Source organism: Paenibacillus sp. PAMC21692 (assembly GCF_014303795.1).
In the GTDB taxonomy this organism is placed as follows: Bacteria; Bacillota; Bacilli; order Paenibacillales; family Paenibacillaceae; genus Pristimantibacillus; species Pristimantibacillus agaridevorans.
Genome location: NZ_CP060293.1, coordinates 5,770,831 through 5,793,026 on the forward strand (window position 1 = coordinate 5,770,831; position 22,196 = coordinate 5,793,026).

Here is a 22,196-nt window from a genome sequence, read left to right on the forward strand (position 1 = left end):
CACCCCTTTCGCGAGAATGATGTTATGAATGCCGGCGCGACTCTACGTCCTGATCGTTCCTGTACCAAATATGCAAATCGTTGATTCGGCTGGCCAAATCCGAGATTGCATAAGTAAGCTCACAGCAGCGTTCAAAGTTTTCTTCCTCGTCCATCTCGGCTTGCATGCGAATAATGCCTGCTTCGAATTCCATCACGCGGTCCGGAATGGTGCCGCGTATGAGCTCCCATCTTGCAATAATCGCGGTTCTCTCCTCCAGCGAATATTGCTCCCAATCTTTGGCGAGTGTCGGAATATGTAGACGAAGCCTGTCGTTCCATTGGAAAATGTCCATTGCAACCTCCACACAATAATGTACCATTTTGAAGGGTAATAATCCAGCCACAATTAAGTGTCGGCCTTTGGATAGACTGCTCGAATTCGTAATTCCAAGCGCTAATGCGCTTACAAAAAGCTGACTTTAACCACGACATGGCAAAGGTTCTTTTTGAGACAACTACGTCGACCGAAAGCATGGTATACTAATTGTCGAAGATTCAGTAATGGGACTAGTATTTAGAAAGCGGAACGGAGTCAATTCGATATGTGGGCCGTTTCGCAAGATAGAGAGATGGAGTGAAACGGCAACCATGAACGATTCAGTCACCACCGGGCAAACAATCTCTGCAACAGCCAAACAAGAAACATTGGCGCTGCGCGCCTTCAACTTCTCGACTTTCGCCACGCAGTCGCTTGTCATCTCCTTTATTCCTTTATATTTTATGACCAAAGGTTTCTCTGAGAGTCAGATCGGCGTCATCTATTCGGCCGGATTGTCCGTGTCCATCTTCGCCAACATTATTACGGGTCTTGCCAGCGACAAATATCGGACGATACGGAAACTTCTTGTGGCGCTTCTGTTTGCTCAACTCGTGCTTATGAGCATTCTGTACCCGCTCGAGAACGTCGTCCTGATTACGATCGTCATGACATGCTTTTATTTTTTCCAGACCCCGATTATTCCGTTAAGCGACAGCCTCATTCTATTATCCAGCCAGCATACCGGCACGCCTTACGCGCTCATTCGTATATTCGGCTCGCTCGGCTTCGCGCTAAGCGCCTACTTTTTCGGGCTGCTGCTAAAAGGAATCGGTTCGGAATGGACCATTGCCTTGGCTGTCGGCACAATCGCGATCTCGATCTTCATCAGTCTTTTCATCAAGGACTATCAAAGCACGGCGCGCAAAATCGAGTTTTCCGGCTTCTTTAAGCTGCTGGGCCAGCGTCAGGTGTTGACGTTTTTTGTGCTGATTCTGATGGTTTCCATCTCTCATCGGATGTACGAAGGCTTCCTCGCGGTCACCATGCGCCAGCTAGGCGCAAGCGACACGCTGATCGGACTGGCCTTGCTTGTATCGGCGGCCAGCGAGATTCCGACCTTGTTTCTGCTCGGCAAGTACGGTCATAAGCTGCGCGAGTTGCCTTTGCTTGCATTCGCGTCGCTGATGTACGGGCTTCGACTCTGGCTGATGAGCGAGATAAATGATCCCCAATGGTTTATAGCGACGCAGGCTATGCACAGTATCTCATTCGGCATCTACTTCTCCACTGCGCTCCGCTATCTCTCGTTTCTGATCCCGGACGAATATCGCGCATCCGGTCAAGCGGTGTATACCATTATATGGACAGGCGTCGCCGGCCTTATCAGCGGCGTCATTGGCGGCGTTGTCTACGAGCACCTCGGCCGCGTCGCCTTCTACCACGCCGCCATGTATGTCGGCATCGCCGCCGCCATCGGCTTCCTGCTGTATCACTGGCTGGGGCGGAATGGGAGGTAAGTAACTGAGTAATTAAGTAAGCAGCGTCTTTCGCTGATTTAAGTCGGTGGTATCGATCTATTTCCTTCGAAAGTGCTGCTTTCGCTGATTTAAGTCGGTGGCATCGTTCTATTCCCCTCAAAGGGGCTACTTTGACGGAGTTAAGTCTGTGACACTGATCTATTTCCCTCGAAGTAGCTACTTTGGCGGGGTTAAGCCGGTGGCATCGATCTATTTCCCTCGAAAGTGCTGCATTCGCTATTTTAAGTCGATGTCACCGTTCTATTCCCTTCGAAAGTGCTGCTTTCGCTATTTTAAGTCGGTGGCATCGATCTATTTCCTTCGAAGGAGCTATTATCGCGGAGTTAAGTCGGTGGCACCGTTCTATTCCCTTCAAAGGAACTACTATCGCGGAGTTAAGTCGGTGGCACCGTTCTATTCCCTTCGATGGACCTACTTTCGCGGAGTTACGTCGATGTCCCCGATTTATTTCCCTCGAAAGTGCTTCTATCGCTGATTTAAGTTGATGTCACCGATCTATTTCCCTCAAAGGAGCCTACTTTGGCGGAGTTACCTTGGTGGCATCAATCTATTAGTTCCCAACGTCTTCTTGGTCAAATGGATCGAAGATACTCTATTGCGTTTGGCTGCACAACATAGGCGTGATGTCTAATTGAGGTTGGTACTGTTGCTTGGAGTATTCCTTTCGCAACCAAAGATTTTATCACTTTACAGGCAAAGTCTCTCCTCTTCCCCAGACACTTGCACACATCCACCAAGCGAATAGGTCGCTGAAACCAAATTGCGTTTCGCAACACTTCTCTTTCGTAAATTGATAATTGCTCAGTCATGGCCAAGCTGTTTCTATTTCTAAGAAGTAATTCTTGAACGAAACTCCGACACTGCAGCCCCTTCTTGTCAAGCTCGTCCCATGAGAATGGGATGTATACGCAGCCGCTGAGCAACATGTGACGGATACGGGTTTTCTCGAAGTTGAAGCGATCCCTGCTGATTGTCTCGGCATGTGCACTAAAACCTTCGCACTCAAACCCAAATCGGAACGGCGCGTAAAACACATCAATAAAAAAATGCACCCCATTAGGCAGAACCAGCTCATACTCGAGAATAAATCCTTCAAATGTTTGGAAAATCGGCCAAAGTGCTTCCCTGAACATCTTGATCGTACCCGAAAGATCTCGTTCCAGCATTTCCAGCCGGCGTGAAGAGGCCTCCTTTTTTTGTTGCTGCAAAAACACATCAAACTGTTCCTCGAACGAAAATACTCTCATCTAACTCATTCCTTTCTATCGAAAAAATAAAAAAACGCCGCCCATCCCATGACATGAGATAAGCGGCGTATGCTTTACGCGCAGATGATATATATAGATTTTAGTTTGCAAAAACGATAATTTCAGTAACGTGATGACTGAGATATTTGCCTAATCGATTCGATAAATGAATGTGGCTCGAAAGACGATATCGAAGACTCGTATAGTCCATATCGAACGGCCTTCGTTTGACATGGCATTACAAGGCCACCACTATAATTATAAATATTGATAACCTCCCCGCCATTATATCAAATTAAGAGTTTGTACACTATAGTTTCATGATCGTGACTTGCCTTGACTTCAGGAGCTCCAACAGAAGACTGCAGGAATTTCTTTGCGAGCCTCATTATAAAAACGTCATCAAACGTCAACGTCTTCCTAAACTGCATAGTTTCAAAGTATAAAAGCAAGCTGAAACAGCTGTCATCATCCTTGGGCGGAACAGTGGGTTTCATCCCTGGGAATGGAGGTCAGGTATGAATGGCACCAAATTTCAAAAAGGGCCCCTTAACGGGAGCCCTCCACGTGCAAAACTGATGCTGGATTCTCGAATGCCAAATGCTATAGTTTGTGAACGTTGGCCGCTTGTGCGCCGCGGTTGCCTTCGGTAATGTCGAATTCGACCGCTTGGCCTTCATCCAATGATTTGAATCCTTCGCTTTGGATCGCCGAGAAATGGACGAACACGTCCTCCCCGTCCTCCACTTGAATAAATCCGTAACCTTTTTCTGCGTTAAACCACTTTACTGTACCTTTCAACTTCATGACCTCCTAAAATTGTACCGCCGCCTTCTGACGGCGAGTGAACTCATTATAGCGATAAGAAAATAAAAATGCAATTTTAGAGAACTTATCCCTTTTTTAGGAGGTTCAAATATTGAGTTGAGCCCGGAATAAACGGCAAACCTGTCGTTTGAATCGCTGCTTCCGCCTTCCCTTCGCTCTGTATAGCCTCGATAAGCTCCTCAAGTCGATCGTACGGCTCCCAACGCAGTGAAAGTAAAGGGTAGATGCGAACCTGACCTCCAGGCTTGCATACCCGAAGCAGCTCGCGTATCGATGCTAAATGAAAGTCATATGCGAATTGCTCGGCGTACAAAAAAAGAAAATGGCTGCACAATACAAGACCGTACCGGTTATCGGGCAGCGGCAAGGACGGCAATCGACCGTTTAAGTATCTTTTGGTTTCCTGAGCAGAGCTGCTCTTTAAATCAGTTTGAAACTGAAATAAAGATGCCTCGCGGCCATCCCTGTGTTGGTCCAGCGAACCGTAATAACTCCAGTCGAACCGATCCTGAATGCAAGCCAGCTTCTCCGTTGAAGTAACAATCTCCCTGGCAGCTTCCTGAATCCACGAAGAAGAATCTCCTTGATATCTCGGATCAATCGCAAACGCCTCGTAACCAGCCTCTGTCGCGCCCGCCGCGAACGACGAACCGCCTGCGGCAACATCCAAAATGGGACCAGCCGACAATTCTTTCTCCGTTAGCTGGAACATGGCTGCATATTCATCGAAGCTTCTGCAGGTCATAGCTACTCCAAGCTGCTCATAAATACCCGATTCCTTCATAACAATCCTCTCCTCTTCTCATCTCATCTCTTCTCAACTCGGCTAGGCTTAATCGCCAATGCGTAGCGAAACTTTACATTCCGCACGCACATATGCTATTCCCTCTCCAATGTGTATTGATTAAGGCTTCAGGAATAGCTATGATGATTACTATACCATAAATAGCTAACGGAAGGAGACATCATCATGTTCAAGAAACATCAAATTTACAAAACCGACAAATATAACATGCTGACAGTAGAAGTTAAAGGAAAAACGTTGGTTCTTCGCGAAATCTCCGATCAATGGGGAGAGGAATCGCACGAGTTCGTTAGCCGGCAAGAGATGCTGCATTGGGCCAGAAACCGGTTCCGGGCAGAAAATTATGTGGGCCGCGAAGATGAATTGCAGGCCATTATGGACGCATTTCGCGAAGTGTAACCACCTTTACTGAGAAACGCTTCAAACGATTCACAAAGCCGATTTTCCATGGCCGTTGACGCATTCCTCGTCTGGACAATCAGGCTTCGGATTTTTCCGGATCGTGCGACGAGGCGCAAACGGCAATCACGAACATAATGGCTTTGGCGATTGCATAGGTAACGATAGGAGGTTTCAATTGCTGCATGGATATGACATCCACGGTAATATTCGTAATCGCGGCGTTCTGCTTGGGCGCCATTGTCATCATTAAACGCGATTCGCTCCCCCAGGGCATGCGCAGAGGACTTGCCATCCTCTCGATTCTGCTTATCGCTTTTTCTTTTTTCCTAATCGTGTATTCTTTGTTCCGAATGGGTACATAAAGACATATTTCATAGCCGGCTGGGCATAATATCGACAAACTGTGCCCGGAGGTGGAAGTAATGAAATGGCTGAAGCTGCTGCTCGCAGTATCACTTACCCAGACGATCATGCCTATGATAGTACATGGCAGTTCAGTTCTGGAGGCGCAAAGCCGAACGAAGCAGAACCAGAGCAAATCCGGCGCCACCGCCGTTAAGCAATCCATCCCATCAAAGTCGAGGAGGAATACGATGAGTCAACTGCCAAAGCGTTCTGAAACCGAGGAGAAATTCTGTTGGAAGCTGGAGGACATCTTCCCGTCCCAAAGCGCATGGGACAAAGAATACAAGGAAGCCAAGGCGCTCATGGCCAAGGCTGCAGATTTCCAAGGCAAACTCGCTGATCCTGCGCAACTAAAGGCCTGCTTTGAGCTGGAAGACGAGCTCTCCTTGCATGTCGAGCGCCTGTACGTTTACTCCAATATGCGCCATCACGAAGATACGGCGGAACCAGGCTACCAAGCCTTGTCCGACAAGTCCAAAAAGCTCAGCGTCGAAACGGGGGAAGCTTTATCCTTCGTGACTCCCGAGGTACTCAGTCTGTCCGATGCCGACCTGGACGCAATGATCAACAACGATTCGCTGGCGAAATACCGCCATACGTTGGAAGAAATGCGCCGCGAAAAGGCCCATGTTCTCTCCAAGAACGAAGAATCGCTGCTGGCGCAGGTCGGCAATGTGAGCTCCGCCCCAGGGACGATCTTCAGCATGCTCAACAACGCGGACCTGAAGTTCCCCAAAGTTAAAAACGAGCAAGGCGAAGAAGTCGAGCTGTCCCATGGCCGCTACATTCAGTTCCTGGAAAGCAAAAATCGCGACGTCAGACGCGAAGCCTTTCTCGCGATGTACGATACATACGGCAAACTTAAAAACACATTGGCTTCCACTTTGAACGCTAACGTATCAAAAAATATTTTTTACGCGAAGGCTCGCAAATACGATTCCGTGCTGGGTATGTCGCTCTACGGCGACAATATACCGAAGGAAGTGTACACGAATCTCGTCGACACGATTCACAAGCATCTGCCGCTAATGCACCGTTACATGGAGCTTCGCAAGAAGCTGCTGGGACTGGATGAGCTGCATATGTACGATCTGTTCGCGCCTCTAGTCGATGAGTTCGATATGGAAATCAGCTACGAAGACGCCAAAAAAACGATCAAGGAAAGCCTCAAGCCGCTGGGCGAGGATTACCTCAATGTTCTTCAAGACGGCTTCGATAATAGCTGGATCGATGTATATGAAAACGAGGGCAAACGTAGCGGCGCTTACAGCTGGGGCGCTTACGGCACCCATCCTTACGTGCTGCTCAACCATAAGGACAACTTAAACAGCATGTTTACTTTAACGCACGAGATGGGCCATGCTCTGCATTCGTATTACTCCGATACGACCCAGAATTATCGCGACGCGCAATATACGATATTCCTGGCTGAGGTGGCTTCGACGTTGAACGAGGCGCTGTTGATGGATTATTTGTTGAACAAGTCCACGGATCAAAAAGAAAAGATGTATCTGCTCACTTATTATGCGGATCAATTCCGGACGACGGTGTTCCGCCAGACGATGTTCGCGGAATTCGAGAAGATCGTACACGAGCGCGCCGAAGCAGGCGAATCGCTGACGCCGCAGGAGCTTAGCAAAATCTATTACGACCTTAACGTCCTCTACTACGGACCCGGCATGGTCGTCGACAAGGATATCGAGATGGAGTGGGCGCGCATTCCCCACTTCTACAACAGCTTCTATGTATACAAATATGCGACGGGCTTCTCCGCGGCAACGAGCTTCTCAAAGCAAATTTTGTCAGAGGGCCAACCTGCTGTTGACCGATACCTCGGTTTCCTTAAGAGCGGCGGCAGCGACTTTTCCATCAACATCCTGAAGAAAGCCGGCGTCGACATGAGTACGCCGGAGCCGATCGAACAAGCGATGAGCGTCTTCGAGGAATTGATCGGGCAGATGGAAGAACTTACGGCGAAAGCGGCGAAATAAAGAAACAAGATGGATGCGCGTCAAAATTGAGAGATGAACCACAACAATCTGCAAAGATGAGACGACTGTTGCCGTCGCTTGGCTGCGCTGCAAGTTCATTTCGAGGCGAATAAGCGCTGAATACCGAAAGCTTACACTAGCTTACTTGCTTACATTGTTACGAAAGGACCTCCTCTCCCGGACATAATCTTCGGGAGGGGAGGTCCTTTGTCGTTGGGGATAGAGTCCTCCTACTCGGACTTTCAGCAAGTGACGAACGCCAATTCCTTGCGAATTGGTTCAAGTCAATTGCCGCTAACCGGGTTAAGGAAGGATCAAGCTGATAACCTTTGCTTTACTGGTGTACAAACGGAAAGCCGCTGCTTCGCCAACAAAAGCAGCGTCAGCTCTTAAAGCAGCAGGCTGATGCCGTACGCAATCAGCCCCGCAAGCAGCGACGACAGGAGATTTACCCTGTCGTTCGTCAGCGCGGCGAAGCCGCGCTCATGCCGCGCCGCGGTGCCGCAATGCGCGGCGCGCTCCGTCTCGCTGCCGCATACCCGGCAGCGATACATGGCCTGGCCGGTTGCGCCGAGCAAGGAGTCGGCGAACGCCCCGGCCAGGCCGGCTGCGGCCGCGACGGCGATCCACGCCGCCGCCGGCGCTGCCGCAGCCAGGCCCTCGCTCGCGCCATCGCCCGCGAGCGCCGGGCCCAGCAGCCACGCTGCCACGGCGCCGATAAACGCGGCGCCGGCAAGCGCGGCTGCGCTGCCGAGCGGCGTGACTCCGCCGCTCGTGCCGGGCTCGACCCGCTTGCCGCTCGTAACCGATCGCGGCGCGGTCCGGCTCAGGGCCCCGATCTCGGTGGCCCAGGTATCCGCGTTCACGGACGCCATGACGCCGATGAACGCGAATAGCCAGCCCTCATGGGGCCATATCGCATGGGCGGCGCATAACGCGAGGCCTGCGCCTCCATTTGCCCACACTTGTCCGGCGTCGCGGCGGCCGCCCTTCGCGTATTTCGCCTCCGCATTCGCTTTGGCGCGAGCCTTGCGCTTCCACTTCGACCATAGGCTCGACGATACAAAAAACGCTGCCAAACAACCGAACCATACCGGCTCGCCGAGCACGATAAAACCCGTTCCCATTGTAACGGCCGACCATGCGCCCGACACCGACAAGGAACGGGCCTTGTACGCGGCAAACGCGCAAAAGCCGCTGCCGAGCAAGCCGGCAAGCAGCCTCATCCACCATTCGTCGATCCATCCAACCATTGCTCATACCTCCAGGACATGCATTGCCTCATCTTTCTGCTGCATCCGGCAAGCCGCTTATTTGATCAGTTGACTCCCACACCCATAACTTCTCGCCAGCGGTCGGGGAAATTGGTGCAAATGAGCAGCTTTGGATCCAGAGAAGACAGCTTGCGAATGCTCCTTTTGTCGTTAGCCGTCCAAGCCATCGTCTGGATGCCGGCTTCTTTAAGCTGGGCCAGCCGATCCTTGTTTAACCTCGAATAACCAATCGAAAGGAAATCGCAACCGAGCTCGCCCAGCTCATAAATAAGCGTATTCCGCCAAGCATCCAGAATAAGGCCCGTTCTGATCGTTCTCGATAATTTCCTTACGCGGTGCAGCGTCCCTGCGTGGAAGGAGGTCAATACAACCTCTTCGGAGGCGCCATGCTTGGCGATACAATCCAGAACGGCCTCCTCGATATGCGGGTAGCGAATGCCGTCCGTTTTCAACTCGATATTCAGCTTGCAGCGTCCCTTTGTTTCGCGAAGGACTTCCTCCAACATCGGAATACTCTCGCCTTTAAAGGCGGAGCCGAACCACCTGCCCGCATCCAGCGATGCGAGCTCGGCTGCCGTCCAGCTTCGAACGTCTCCGCGGCCATTGGTCGTGCGGCGAAGCGTATAATCATGAATAACAACAGGAACAGAGTCCTTGGATAATTGCACGTCAATCTCCATCCATTCGACATCCGGCGCTTCCAGCGCCATCCGTATAGCGGACATGGTGTTCTCCGGCGCGCGGCCCGACCAGCCCCGATGCGCGACGCACGGATTGCGCATGTAACATCTTCCTCTCCCAGCGGCTTAGCCGCTCTTTGTGTCTATTCGTGTTGCGTCACGACGGACTTCCTGCTCGCTCTGTCTTCTCCCGATGCATCCCCGCGGACATACAGCTCTCTACTTCCAGCAGCATGCCGACCTCTATCTCTATTGCACCTTCTAGTATATTTTTAACAATACTTACTGCGCTACAAGCCGTCCATCCTGCTCCAGCCTCGCGCCAAAGGAGATGGAGGTCAGCCGGTCAAGCAACGTTGATGCGGCATCGCCCTCCAGAGGAGTCGGCTGGCCTTGGATAACGATCATGGGGTTGAATTTCAGCTCGCATTCGCCTTTCTTGTTGCAGGAGGCGTCCAGAATGCCCGTCTCTGCTCCCGTTCCTTTCGGATACGCAGAGAAAATAAAGTTCCCTAAACTGTATGCAATCCATTTGCCTTTATACATCTCAAATCCCTGCAACACATGCGGATGGGCTCCGATGACAAGATCGGCTCCCGCATCGATATACGTTCTGGCGTTGCTCTTTTGGTAATCTACCGGCTTGTCCACGTTGTCATCGCCCCAATGCGCCATAACAACGACAAGATCCGCGTTCTCCTCCGCGTTCTTAATAGCCGCGACGGCACGTGTCGTATCATAAGTCTCCGCTATGCCGGGCGTATGGCGGTCTGCCTTGAGCTCCGTGTATGGGATAACGCGGCTTAATCCGACGAATGCGACTCGAAGACCTTTGGCCTCCACATAATGCGGTTCGAAAGCTTCCTTGTCGTTACTGCCCGTACCCATAAAACCCAAATCGGCTTCTTTCAAATAACGGATCGTATCCAGCATGCCTTCCGCGCCTTGATCCATCGCGTGGTTGTTCGCAAGGCTTAATACGTCGAAGCCTGCGTCCTTGATGGAGGGCAGCACCTCGGGATGCCCTTTGTACACGTAAGGCGTACCCTCGATCGGCGTTCCTCCCAGCGTGATCGGAAGCTCCAGGTTGCCTGCCGTAATATCCGGCTCGCTTAAGTAAAGCAACGCGTTGCGGTACGGATAATCAAAGCCATGCTGTTTCATGAGCGGGTATAAATATTCTCCCGGCAGCATATCCCCGACAAAGGACATCGTTACGGCTTCGCCATCCGACACTGCGTTCCCGTCGCCTTCACCGGAAGCAGGCAGCGCGGTTGCGGCTGGCGCATCCGTCTCGGCCTGCAGCGGAGCCGTGGCATCAGGCTGATCAACGTTTTTCCCCTCTTCGCCTTTCGCCCCGGAATTATCCGAATTCGGTGCTCCTTCATTTCCGGCGCCATCGACAACACCCTCGGCCCCGTCCTTGTTTGTATCGGCAATCCAGCCGGGCAACAATCCCTTGTCTCCAAGAAACTCGTTGCCGCCGCCGAAGAGCATCCAGCCTCCCATGCCGCCAATTAATCCGCCGCCAACGATCAATGTCGCAATAAGAGATCTACGTTGCCGTTTCCTTCTTGTATCTTTCATTTTCCTGCGAGATTCGGATCTAGACAATGGCATAGGTTTTCTCCTTCGCAACGAATAAGAATAGATGCGCCATCATATCCGTTTTCCTTCATTATACAATCTATTCTCTCGTATGCGAAACAGAATTCTATCATTATGGCAGGGACAAGCAGCTTTAGCCAAGTATATGCTTAGCCGCTTCCTTGCCTTGGCGGATGCAATCCGGCAAACCGACGCCGTCGAATGCAGCGCCTGTCACCCAGATGCCGGGCGCCTTCCCGCTCAGGCGCTGACGAAGAGCGTTCATACGCTCAACATGCCCTACCGGGTATTGCGGCATGGATTGATTTAATCTCGTAATCTCAGTGAACAGCGGCTCCGCCGCTATCCCCATCGTCTCCCGGATATCCCTTCTTACGGCGGCGATCAACTCGTCATCCGGAAGCTTGACGCTCTCCTGATCCTCCGAGTGCCCCACATAACAGCGCAGCAGCACTTTATCCTGCGGACTCGTGTGCAGCCACTTGCTCGACGTCCAAGTGCAGGCCGTAATGTGCAGCCCCTCCGAACGAGGCACTACAAACCCCGATCCGTCGAAATCAATTCCGAACGTCGCCTTGTCGAACGCCATGACGACATTTGCGACGGATACGTAACGTACGCCGCGCAGCTCGCCGACCTCCGAGTGGTTCTCCAGCAGATCCGCAGCCGCGTAGGCCGGGGTCGTCACCACGATCCGGTCGGCAGCCAGCGTCTCGCCGCTGGCCAACACGACATCATAGCGGCCATCCCGCTTCTCGATACGATCCGTCAAAACGCCTGATCGCAGCTCCACGCCGCCTCTTCTCAGTGCATTTACCAACGCTTCTACCAGTGTGCTCAGTCCGCGCTTAAACGTCAGAAACGTACCTCCCTTTGCTGTCGCCGTCGTTGCTGCCGCCGTCGCTTTGCGATTGCTCTGCATGCCGCGAATAAGGCTGCCGTGCTTCCGTTCCGATTCCGCGAACTGCGGAAACGTGGCCTTCAGACTCAGCTTCTTGAGGTCGCCCGCATAGATGCCCGCCAACAGCGGCTCCGCGATCCGGCGCATAACCTCCGTGCCGACGCGGCGCTCCATGAAACCGCCGAGCGATTCATCGCCATTCGCCGGCCTCGCGGGCAGCACCAGATCCATCAGCGCGCGCAGCTTGCCTCCCCATGACAGCAGTCCCGTCTTCGCGAACGGCATAATTTCCGTAGGTACGCCCAGCACTAATCCCGGAGGCATGGGGAACAGCTTCTTGCGGAACATAATATACGTTTTTTTGGCCGCCGGGTTCGTCGCCGTCAGCTCGCCCTCCAGCCCAAGCTCCTTCGCCAGATCGATGATGGCTTGCTTGCGGGCCAGGAAAGAATCCGGTCCCTTTTCGATGACGAAGCCGTCCCGTTGCAGCGTATTGATTTTCCCGCCGAAGGCCGGGGCTCCTTCCACTACCGTAATGGCGATCTCCCTGCCTTGCCGCTCCGCTTCCCGCTGCAAATAAAAAGCGGAGCTCAGTCCGCTGATCCCCCCGCCAATAATGACAATTCGATCAATCGTATCTGTACTCCGCATCTCTATTACATCCTTTCAATTATACCTTTAACGCCGCGACAACCGACTCCGCGAGCGTCTCCATGTAGAGTGGATCCTTGTTCAGCATGGCGATACGCTCCAGCGTCATGCCAAGCTTGGCCGCTTCCGCTTTGGCTTCGATGTCCAGATCGTACAGCACCTCCAGATGATCCGATACGAATCCGACCGGCGCCACCAGTATCGCCTTTACACCTTCTTCGCCAAGGGTCGCCATCGTCTCCAAAATATCCGGACCCAGCCACGGCTCTCTCGTCCGGCCCGCGCTTTGCCACGTGAATTGCCAATCCTTCACCCCTGCCGCTTCCGCTACCGCCGCCGATGTTTCCATCAGCTGCTTCTCGTATGGATCGCCAAGCTCGCGAATTTTCTCCGGCAAACTATGGGCGCTAAACAATACGCGCACCGCCGCCTCGCCGCCGCTGGATACGGATAGTTTCTCCAATCCGTTTTTTACGCGATCGGTAAACGCGGAGATCAGCTTGGGATGCAGGTGATAGCTTTCAACCGTTGCCAGCTCTATGCCAAGCTCGTCCGCCTTGGCTTGCGCCCGCTTCATATAGCTGCCAATACTCATCGTCGAATAGTGCGGAGCAAGCACGATGGCTACTGCCTGCTTGATGCCGTCCTTGGCCATCGCTTCCACGCCATCCTCGATGTACGGACGCGCATGCTTAAGCCCTTGGTAGCAGACATATTGCCCTGGAACCACCGTCTCGAGCTTGTCCTGCAGCCCCGCTACCTGGCTGTTCGTATTTTCTCGGAGCGGGAATACGCCGCCTACGATCGCTTCGTAACGATCTGTCAGCTCCGCGAGCTGCTCGGGCGTTGGCGCATGTCCGCGTCTAATATGGGTATAGTAAGCTTCCACATCGTCCATCGATTCCGGCGTTCCGTAAGACATCACGAGCACGCCGATCTTGTTGCCGTTATCCGACATTGCCTGACCCCTCCTTGTTTCTCTCAGCGATCGCCCTCTCGGAATACGTATGGATAAATGCCGTCAATTCGGCCAGCTTCTCCAGAGAGGCCTCAGGGAACAGACCATGTCCCAGGTTAAAAATAAAACCAGGCTCCGAGATGCCTTGATCGATAATTTCCGCCGCATACGATTCGATGACAGACATAGGGGCAGTCAAAATAGTCGGGTCGAGGTTGCCTTGCACCGCTGTGCGGCCCGCCAGCCTGCGTCTTCCTTCCTGGATGGATACGCGCCAATCCAGTCCAATGACGTCTGCCTGCACGCTGTGAAGCTCCGGCAGCAACTCGCCCGAGCTGACGCCTGGGAAATAAATTTTCGGCTGCGGAAGATCCGACAGTTCCGCGAAGATCCGCTCGATTGTAGGCAGAACAAACTTGCGGAAATCTGCAGGTGACAGAGCTCCAACCCAGCTGTCGAACAGCTGGAACGCCTTGCCGCCGTTCGCGATATGCGCCCGCAAATAGGCGATGACCATGTCTCCAAGCTTCTGCATCAGCTCGTGCCATACCGCGGGTTCGCTGTACATCAGCTCTTTGGTTCGCAGATAATTCTTCGAAGGTCTTCCTTCGATTAAGTAGCTAGCAATCGTAAACGGAGCTCCCGCAAACGTGATAAGCGGAACTTCAAGCTCCTTGTCCAGAATCCGAATCGTCTCCAGCACATGCCCGAGATCGCCTTCGACGTCGATAGGCGTAAGCCTTGCCACATCCGCAGCCGAGCGAATGGGATTATGGATGACCGGACCGACGTTGGCCACGATGTCGAAATCGATGCCGATCGACGCCACGGGATTCATAATATCGGAATACAGAATGGCCGCATCCACGCCCAGCTTGCGGATCGGCATCATCGTCACTTCCGCCGCCAATTCCGGCTGTTTGCATATTTCGAGAAGCGAATATTTTTCTTTAATTTTGCGATAATCCGGATCGTATCGTCCCGCCTGCCTCATGTACCATACTGGCACTCGGTCAACTTGTTCTTTCCGGCTCGCCCGTATGAAACGGTCGTTATAAGACATTCCCGTTCCCCATTTCTATGTAATTTCATCTGCTTTCCATTATGCCCTTTTTCCCAAACCCTAACAACCGCCGTAACATCTCTTCCTATGACAATAGTATGACAATCGGCCCCGCCGCTGCATGTCCTCAAAGCGGCGTAAGTTCCACTTGTTCCCCGGAACGATTGATTCGGTAGATTCCCGCTTTCATATCGACTCCATAATGTTTGGCAAACAACCGTTTCCCTACGGAATCGCTCTCTACGACAACGAGATAATCGTAACCGCTAAGAAGATTGTCCATGTTATCTTCATAGAAACAACAGATCCCGTCTACATTCGGGGCATATAAAAAATACTTCCCGACATATTGCATGTAATAATTCGTTATCTGTTGATCCGTGTCCGAAGCGTACATCAGATATTTACTGCTATCCTCCTGGCCGCTTTCATACCACCTGTCGCCGGTCACCGTTTTTATTTTGTGCGGAAGCGTAGATTCGTAGCTTTTTGCAATGGAGAGGATGCCATTGTATTCGGACAACAGCAAGATGACGGCTATAGCCGTACAGGCCATAATTCCTTTTTGGTAATATCCTTTTGTTTTGACGCTTTTAAATGCACGATAGTCGGGCAATTCGCCAATTTTATAATGAAAGGAACGCTCCATATCCACTGTAGCGCACAACACCAGGCCGCCGACGAAGAGCACTACAATACTCGAGGCATAACGTTCAAATCCGGCCAGCCAAATCGCCTCATCGAGCGGCATGGAGTAGAGGTACAACCCCAGAATCCCGGCATAATACAACAACAATACGATATTAAGGGCAATCAGCGCTTTCCACAAGTTCCATCGTTTTTTCAACACTACAGCAGCAATCACCGAGGCAACGATAGCTATGAGTTCAAAGGCTACACTCCCAATCGCCGGTCTTGTCATCAGATCGGTGCTGGATCTTAGGAATAGTGAAATAATGTCCTGCATTTGCTCCGGTGTTTTTCCCGTTTCCGTATTCTGTAGACCAGAGGAAGCAACGTCGAATTTATTTTTTACTCCCTCGAAAACGGTCGCCATACGCCAATTCCATCCGAAATACGGAAGCAAGGAGCCGCAGATCAGTCCGACTACGGCAATCGCGTTTTTCCAGGCAGGTTTATTCCAATGAGTCAGCCATGTGTAGATTAGGAAGATCAACCCGACTGCCGCAAAAATAATGCCGGTGCTTTTCGTGACCGTAAGTAGTCCTGCAAGCGGTAGCACGACCACACATGCCCGTTTCAGGTTATTTCGATACTGGTAAACAATCGCGAAGATGGCTAGCGTATAAACCGGGAGCAAGAAATCCACCAACAGATTGGTGATGCGAATCGTAATATTGAAAAAGGACAGCACGGAAAGGCCTAACCCTAAAAAAGCATACAGGAGAAAACGTCTCTTCTCGGAAATAATGCCAAACATGGCATAGAAACAGGAAAAAACAAGCAGTCCTTGCGCTAATAACATCACCGATTGGACATGTCCCGCAAAACGGCACACATAATAGAGAAAAGACGAGATGCCTAGCGGATAGTTTTTGAAATCAATGAGATCCGATGCCGGCGTCGGAAAGGCATCCGTGCTTAACATCACCTTCAAGACTATCGCCCAGTGGGAGAAATTATCGTAATGCGTCAATCGGTTCTGGAAGAGCACCAGCAAAAAAACAAAGCTCCCTGCCAAAAAGGATAACTGGAATATGGACAAGGAAAACCGAATTGAATTTGCTCGTCGCGACCAGACAAACACGCTCAAAGCAAACGCAAGCACACCTAGAATCATAACGGCAAGGCTGACCGTAAAGAGCTGGCCTGCCAACCCGCCAATAAAAACAATACATGCTATCGATGAAAACACGAATACAGGGATAAACTCCCATCGCAGTGAAAGTGTTTTTCGAACAAACAGCATGTATCCCAGAAAGGAGGATACCAGAAGGGCTCCCATTAAAATCTGAAGCGTGATCAGCATTTCTATCTCTCCTAATCCTCATTGGCACTCTCGGATTGCGATTGCATCAAATCATCAAGCATCTGATCGATAAGACCTCGCTCCGCAAGACCGTCAATATTGACGACCGATAGAAGCAAATCGTCACGTCGGGATCTCGTTTTCCGCGTATGCTGAAGGATGACTTCAATATTGCTTTTTGTATAAAAAGTAACCAGCCCCCCGGTCGTCGTATCGCCCTGGAAATCGGAGGCTGAAAAAAACAGAAAATTAAAGCTGCGCAGCGTACAACGATCTCCATTGGTAAACACGACTGGACACTGAATCGGAATTCTCGGCATATTCCTCTGATTCGAGAACGGTTGGATCACGCGTCTTTTCACATTGCGAACCATATCGTCATAAGCCGTATCCCAGAGATTTAACTGCTCCGGCAAGGAGTGTTTCCGGTCATAAATGATTTGCATGAATTGGCGCTTGTCCATCTCGGAGAGCGGCTGAACTTTTACCGAATAGCGCCAGCCTTCTCCGTCCTTCTTCACGTTGACGATGACTGCATCCAGATTCGCCTCATAACGCTCTGTCTTCACGTTCAGAGAAATCGTAGTCTTCGGTGGCAAATAAATGGGTTGGGAGACGTACATGGCGATACCATGTTCCGATACGTCTACAGTACGGGCCTCATAACGCAGATTATTCTCTTTGTATTGGATGACTACGTCCTCTTGCGCCCGAATACGCTCCGTCTCCCGATAAGCGCGGCGCCCGATCATGAAGAACAGAGCATAACATAAAGCGATCATATTATATACCAGCCAGAAAACGATGATACTGCTGTAAAATAGCGCGAGGCCATACTTGCCATGCACATACCGAAGGAGCGCCGCAACCGACAACAAAAGAAGAAAGAGGTGCGGAAGGGCATATAACAGTGAGGTCATCCATTGTCGATCGGCGGCCTTTTTTTTGTTTGTCACCTTGAACTTTCTTTCATGGATGTGCAAGGTTTCAAGTAATACGGGTACAATCAGATACGGCATAAATATCGTATCGATGACTTGACTCCAACGCTGATTGCGAATATTGCTGGATAGATAACGCATCGACATGCTGTAGCAGAAATAGGACGGGAGCCAAAAAATTAAAATGTGCCAGAAGCTCACATTTACGATTTGGAAGTCGAACAGCGCAAATAAAATGGGAGCCATAATAAAAATCAACCGATTAAAAAAGGACCACCAGTACAAGAAGCTGCTCAAATAGGTAATTCTCGTCCAGAAGGCAAGCTTTTTGGAGAAGATCGCACGGGTATTCTGCAAACTTTGAAGAATGCCTCTTGCCCAGCGGATACGCTGCTTAATCATGCTCTGAATCGTGGTCGTGGTCAGCCCTTCGGCCTGAACCTCCTGAGTCGCATACGTAATATAGCCGGCTTGCTGCAGGCGGATACTCGTCTCAAAATCCTCGGTGATCGTCTTTAGCGGGAAACCGCCGATCTCCTCCATGGCCTTCCGGGAAATGACCGTGTTGCTCCCTGTATAGGCAACTGCATTGGAGGCGTTGCGCAAAATATTAACCTCTCTCGAGAAAAAATCCTGCTCGTTCGGAATGCCCTGTTCCGCATAAAGGTTGAATTGAAATAAATCCGGATTGTAGAAACTTTGGGGAGTTTGAACCAGCCCTAATTTAATCCTCCGTCTCCCAAATTTATACTTGTCGCCCCGTTTCTTCTCCGTACGAAGGAGCCATTGCCTATTGTCTTCCGTTAACTCGGGGGCCAGGAAATACGGAACGGTCTTCATTAGAAAAGTATGTTGCGGAATCATATCCGCATCAAAAGTAGCAATGAGCGGAGAGGAGGTTTTGCTCAGCGCATGATTCAAATTGCCGGATTTCGCTTCCGTGTTTCCAGGAAATCCAAGATATCCGACTCCAAATTGTCTGGCAAGCTCCTCGACCTCGGGTCGTCCTCCGTCGTCGCACAAATAAATATGAACCTTTTGCTTGTCCGGATAGTCCATAAAAGTACACGCGTTGACGGTTTTGTACAACAGATCGACCGGTTCATTATGCGTAGCAATGAACACATCTACATCCGGATAATGCTCGGGCGCAATGATCGGGAAGTCAAGCTGTGTATGTTTTTTCTGCATCTTCTGAAGAAATAATTCGAAGGTAGTCAGCACCGTTACCGTCTCGGCCGCAATCAGCAGGATGCCGAAAACCATATTCCAGAACCCCTGATCCCATGGCAACGTAAAAATCATGCGCCATAACAAATAGATGGACATCAGAATCATCGTGGCGACGAACAGAAAATTTTGCCGTTTTTCATTTTGCACTACAGACGCTGCCTCCTCGCTGCAAATACCCACCGCCGCTGCATCTGAAAGCTTAGCAGGAACAGCATGGCATCACAGATGAGTTTAGCTATTTTTTCACTCATAAAGAACAACGTATGAAAGAAATAAACGCCCGAACTGGAAATCAATATGACGAACGCGCATAACGTCAAATAGCGCCATAAACTTCCGCGGCTATCCTCTTGGCGGAATACAAAATGTTTATTTAGCAAGTAGTTGACCAGGATGGAGAAAACTCTTGCGATCATCGTCGCCAATAAAATCCGTATATAGTCCTGCTCCCCAAGCACGGGTTTTAATAAATCAAGCAACAGCCACGCTAATCCTAAATCGACTACGGAGCCGGCAAGCGAAGAGGAAATAAATCGCGCAAAACTGGAGACCAAAACCCTCATCACCCGGGCACTGTCACGGAGCGGTTTAAAATGAGTCCCCGCGTTCCTGTTCTCGTAAATGACTTGAATCGGGAGAGTATGAATCGGTACGCCGGACTGGACACAGGAAATGAGCATTTGCAGCTCGTATTCAAATCGAGAGCCGTTAACCTCTTGCATAAATGCAAGCAACTGCGGGCCAAAGGCGCGAAGCCCTGTCTGGGTATCTGTGAGCCGTTTGCCGTAAAGCAGGGCAAACATAACGGAGGTAACCCGATTGCCCAGCAATGACTTTGGCGGTATTCCTCCCTCGCTAAAGTTCCTTACCCCGAGAATGAGCGCTTCAGGACGGCGCAACGCTTCTTCGGCGAGCCGATATACATCCTCTGCAGCGTGCTGTCCATCGGAATCCGCAGTGACAACGCAGGCGATCTCGTCGAAGTGCCGTTCAATATAATGAAAGCCGGTCTTAAGCGCGGAACCCTTACCCTGATTTTCCATATGACGAAGCAGAATGCATCCTTTCTCGCTAAGCTCACGGAAAATCCATTGAAATTCCTCGCCGGAACCGTCGTCCAAGATAACAATATTGTTAAGGCCATATTCTCGTAATTGCTGTACATAGAGCAACAGCTTCTCATCTGGCTCAAGCGACGGAATAAGGATAATGGTTTCGCCTTTTTGTTCCCCCAAGGTCATCTTATTAAACCTCAATTCGACATATTTCGACAATATTATATATGAAATACTGCGTGTAGTATATAGTAAACGATTTACTTGAACCTGAAACCTTGATGTGATGCGCTTGAACCTGGAGATTGGACATATAAAAAGAATGACGCACTCTTCCCTCTGAACAGAGTTGAAGAAGCGTCTTTCGTTCAATGTACGATTAGCGTGCGCATTAGCCGCGCACCCTTGCAATTGCGAGCCCGTCATAGCCGGGAAGAATCGTGCTCTCCAGCCTGACGTCCCTCGCGATTCTTTCGTTGAACGACCTCACCGCTTGAACCGCCGGCCCTTGCTTGGTTGCATCCGTCGTGCGTCCCCGCAGCAAAATGTTGTCGGCGACGATGAGCGCTCCGGGCAGCGCGAGCTCCAACGCAAAGTCAAGATAGATGGGATATCCTTCTTTGTCGGCATCGATAAAGAAGAAGTCGAATTTACGGCCTTGCTCCTTGAGCCTCGCCAAACTTTCTTTTGCATCGCCAACGACATACTCCGCGATACCGTCATAACCGGCTTCTGCCAAATGGCGAGCTGCCACATCGGCATACGGCTGCAGCAGCTCAAGAGACACCAGCGAACCGCCGCCTTCCTTCCCTTCCATTCCGCGTGCCAGGCAGATGCCGCTGTAGCCGCCAAGCGCTCCGATCTCCAGCACCTTCTCCGCTCCGCTCATCCGCACGAGTAGCGTCAGCAGCCGGCCATAACCCTCCGCGATCGAGATCGAAGGCATTCCTTCAGCCGCAATGCCCGCCTTCACCCGCGTTAGCACCGCATCCGTCTCATAGAGACCGTCGACGTATTGTTCGATGTCCGACATTCTGCACTCTCCTCTATATTCGATTTGTAAAATTGTCGCAATTTGTCCTATACTTAATTGTACGTTTTTATAGGATTCGTGACAAGAAACGGCGATGGCCGCCTTACTGTAAGGCCACCCGTTCGATATCAATTCGGAAATGAGTGTTCATTCATGAGCAAATTGCAATTAATCGCCACCGCACCCATGGGACTCGAGGCTGTCGTCGCCCGCGAGCTGAAGGAGCTTGGCTACGAGGATACGCACACCGAGAACGGTCGCGTAAACTTCACCGGCGGACCCGAGGACATCCCTCGCGCCAATCTGTGGCTGCGCTCTGCCGGCCGCGTGCTAATCAATATGGGCCGCTTTAAAGCGACGACCTTTGACGAGCTGTTTGAAGGCACGAAGGCGTTGGACTGGCCCTCTTGGATTACGGCCGACGGAGAATTTCCCGTCAACGGAAGGTCCCAGAAGTCGCAGTTAACAAGCGTCCCTGCCGTGCAAGGCGTGGTTAAAAAAGCCGTCGTCGAGTCGCTCAAGGCAAGGTACGGTTCGGAGTGGTTCCCCGAAGACGGACCGAAATACGAGATCGAAATTACATTGTTGAACGACGAAGCGCTTCTAACGCTGGATACATCCGGCTCCGGCCTTCACAGACGGGGTTATCGCCTTGCATCGACAGAAGCGCCGATTCGCGAGACTATGGCTGCGGCGCTTGTCCAGCTTAGCCGCTGGCGCCCGGAGAGGCCGCTGTACGATCCCTTCTGCGGCTCCGGCACCTTCCTTGTCGAAGCGGCCATGATCGGCTGGAATATCGCGCCGGGACTCCGCCGCAGCTTCGTAAGCGAACGGTGGCCGCAATTGACGGAAGAGATGTGGAGCAACGCTCGCGACGAAGCTTACGATGCCGTGCGCGATGACGTGCCGCTGCAGATCTTCGGCTCCGACATCGATCCTTATGCAATCGAAATCGCCGAAGCCGCAGTGAAACGCGCGGGCTTCGCCAAGGACATCAAGCTGAGCGTCACGCCCGTCTCCAAGGCTAAGCCTCCGGGCGACTATGGCGTTATACTGACGAATCCGCCCTACGGCGAACGATTGGGCGATGATGCGCAAGCGGAAGCCGCCCTTCGCCAATTCGGTCTGACAACCCTGCATTATCCGACGTGGTCCATATTCGCGATCAGTCCGTCTACGCAGGTGGAGCATTATATGAGCAGGAAGGCGGACAAGAAACGCAAGCTGTTCAACGGCCGGATTCAATGCGATTTTTACTCCTTCTTTGGACCTTTGCCGCCGAGGGAGCGATAA

The 22,196-nt window shown here is 51.4% G+C and carries 19 protein-coding genes; 4 read left to right on the plus strand and 15 right to left on the minus strand.

The features are described from left to right. Positions 1–22 precede the first annotated feature (22 nt). A complete protein-coding gene (locus tag H7F31_RS23680; protein WP_187100777.1) occupies positions 23–334 on the minus strand; it encodes a hypothetical protein in 312 nt (103 codons plus the stop codon). Positions 335–629: 295 nt separating this feature from the next. On the opposite strand from H7F31_RS23680, the gene H7F31_RS23685 reads away from it, so the two are divergent. Beyond that, positions 630–1,817, plus strand: coding sequence for an MFS transporter (locus H7F31_RS23685; protein WP_187100778.1), 1,188 nt, complete (start codon positions 630–632; stop codon positions 1,815–1,817). A gap of 593 nt (positions 1,818–2,410) precedes the next feature. Here the strand turns inward: H7F31_RS23685 and H7F31_RS23690 are convergent. From H7F31_RS23690 to H7F31_RS23700, 3 genes are all read right to left on the minus strand, one after another. After that, entirely contained in the window at positions 2,411–3,085 is a 675-nt protein-coding gene (locus tag H7F31_RS23690) for a hypothetical protein (RefSeq protein ID WP_187100779.1), read from the minus strand. A gap of 603 nt (positions 3,086–3,688) precedes the next feature. Next, positions 3,689–3,886: a cold shock domain-containing protein gene (locus tag H7F31_RS23695; protein ID WP_087567216.1), complete on the minus strand. Its 198-nt coding sequence runs from the start codon at positions 3,884–3,886 to the stop codon at positions 3,689–3,691. A gap of 91 nt (positions 3,887–3,977) precedes the next feature. After that, positions 3,978–4,697: a class I SAM-dependent methyltransferase gene (locus tag H7F31_RS23700; RefSeq protein ID WP_187100780.1), complete on the minus strand. Its 720-nt coding sequence runs from the start codon at positions 4,695–4,697 to the stop codon at positions 3,978–3,980. A gap of 186 nt (positions 4,698–4,883) precedes the next feature. Between H7F31_RS23700 and H7F31_RS23705 the strand changes: the two genes are divergently transcribed. Beyond that, positions 4,884–5,117, plus strand: coding sequence for a hypothetical protein (locus H7F31_RS23705; RefSeq protein WP_087567218.1), 234 nt, complete (start codon positions 4,884–4,886; stop codon positions 5,115–5,117). 79 nt (positions 5,118–5,196) lie between these two features. Here H7F31_RS23705 and H7F31_RS23710 read toward each other — a convergent pair whose 3' ends face one another. Continuing rightward, complete coding sequence (locus tag H7F31_RS23710) at positions 5,197–5,367, minus strand: hypothetical protein (protein ID WP_187100781.1); 171 nt, start codon at positions 5,365–5,367, stop codon at positions 5,197–5,199. A gap of 346 nt (positions 5,368–5,713) precedes the next feature. Between H7F31_RS23710 and pepF the strand changes: the two genes are divergently transcribed. Next, complete coding sequence (gene pepF / locus H7F31_RS23715) at positions 5,714–7,516, plus strand: oligoendopeptidase F (protein WP_187105499.1); 1,803 nt, start codon at positions 5,714–5,716, stop codon at positions 7,514–7,516. A 389-nt stretch (positions 7,517–7,905) separates the two neighbouring features. Here pepF and H7F31_RS23720 read toward each other — a convergent pair whose 3' ends face one another. The 10 genes from H7F31_RS23720 to H7F31_RS23765 form a co-directional block, all read right to left on the minus strand. Continuing rightward, a complete protein-coding gene (locus H7F31_RS23720) occupies positions 7,906–8,769 on the minus strand; it encodes a DUF92 domain-containing protein (RefSeq protein WP_187100782.1) in 864 nt (287 codons plus the stop codon). A 65-nt stretch (positions 8,770–8,834) separates the two neighbouring features. Further along, the gene (locus tag H7F31_RS23725) at positions 8,835–9,572 is read right to left on the minus strand and encodes a glycerophosphodiester phosphodiesterase (RefSeq protein WP_187100783.1); all 738 of its coding nucleotides are present in this window, start codon (positions 9,570–9,572) and stop codon (positions 8,835–8,837) included. A gap of 180 nt (positions 9,573–9,752) precedes the next feature. Beyond that, positions 9,753–11,090, minus strand: a complete 1,338-nt coding sequence (locus tag H7F31_RS23730) for a CapA family protein (protein WP_187100784.1) — start codon at positions 11,088–11,090, stop codon at positions 9,753–9,755. Positions 11,091–11,211: 121 nt separating this feature from the next. Continuing rightward, positions 11,212–12,630, minus strand: a complete 1,419-nt coding sequence (gene hemG / locus H7F31_RS23735) for a protoporphyrinogen oxidase (RefSeq protein WP_187100785.1) — start codon at positions 12,628–12,630, stop codon at positions 11,212–11,214. Positions 12,631–12,649: 19 nt separating this feature from the next. Next, a complete protein-coding gene (gene hemH / locus H7F31_RS23740) occupies positions 12,650–13,588 on the minus strand; it encodes a ferrochelatase (protein ID WP_187100786.1) in 939 nt (312 codons plus the stop codon). Beyond that, positions 13,578–14,651: a uroporphyrinogen decarboxylase gene (gene hemE, locus H7F31_RS23745; protein ID WP_187100787.1), complete on the minus strand. Its 1,074-nt coding sequence runs from the start codon at positions 14,649–14,651 to the stop codon at positions 13,578–13,580. Before hemE ends, hemH begins: the two co-directional genes overlap by 11 nt. Before the next feature lie 127 nt (positions 14,652–14,778). Next, a complete protein-coding gene (locus H7F31_RS23750) occupies positions 14,779–16,641 on the minus strand; it encodes a hypothetical protein (RefSeq protein WP_187100788.1) in 1,863 nt (620 codons plus the stop codon). A gap of 11 nt (positions 16,642–16,652) precedes the next feature. After that, entirely contained in the window at positions 16,653–18,962 is a 2,310-nt protein-coding gene (locus H7F31_RS23755; RefSeq protein WP_187100789.1) for a glycosyltransferase family 2 protein, read from the minus strand. Further along, a complete protein-coding gene (locus H7F31_RS23760) occupies positions 18,962–20,056 on the minus strand; it encodes a bifunctional glycosyltransferase family 2/GtrA family protein (RefSeq protein WP_187100790.1) in 1,095 nt (364 codons plus the stop codon). Before H7F31_RS23760 ends, H7F31_RS23755 begins: the two co-directional genes overlap by 1 nt. A 205-nt stretch (positions 20,057–20,261) precedes the next feature. After that, positions 20,262–20,903, minus strand: coding sequence for an O-methyltransferase (locus H7F31_RS23765; RefSeq protein WP_187100791.1), 642 nt, complete (start codon positions 20,901–20,903; stop codon positions 20,262–20,264). Between the two features lie 153 nt (positions 20,904–21,056). Here H7F31_RS23765 and H7F31_RS23770 point away from each other — a divergent pair, with 153 nt between their 5' ends. Then, positions 21,057–22,196 (plus strand): THUMP domain-containing class I SAM-dependent RNA methyltransferase, encoded by a 1,140-nt coding sequence (locus H7F31_RS23770; RefSeq protein ID WP_187100792.1) that lies wholly within the window; start codon positions 21,057–21,059, stop codon positions 22,194–22,196.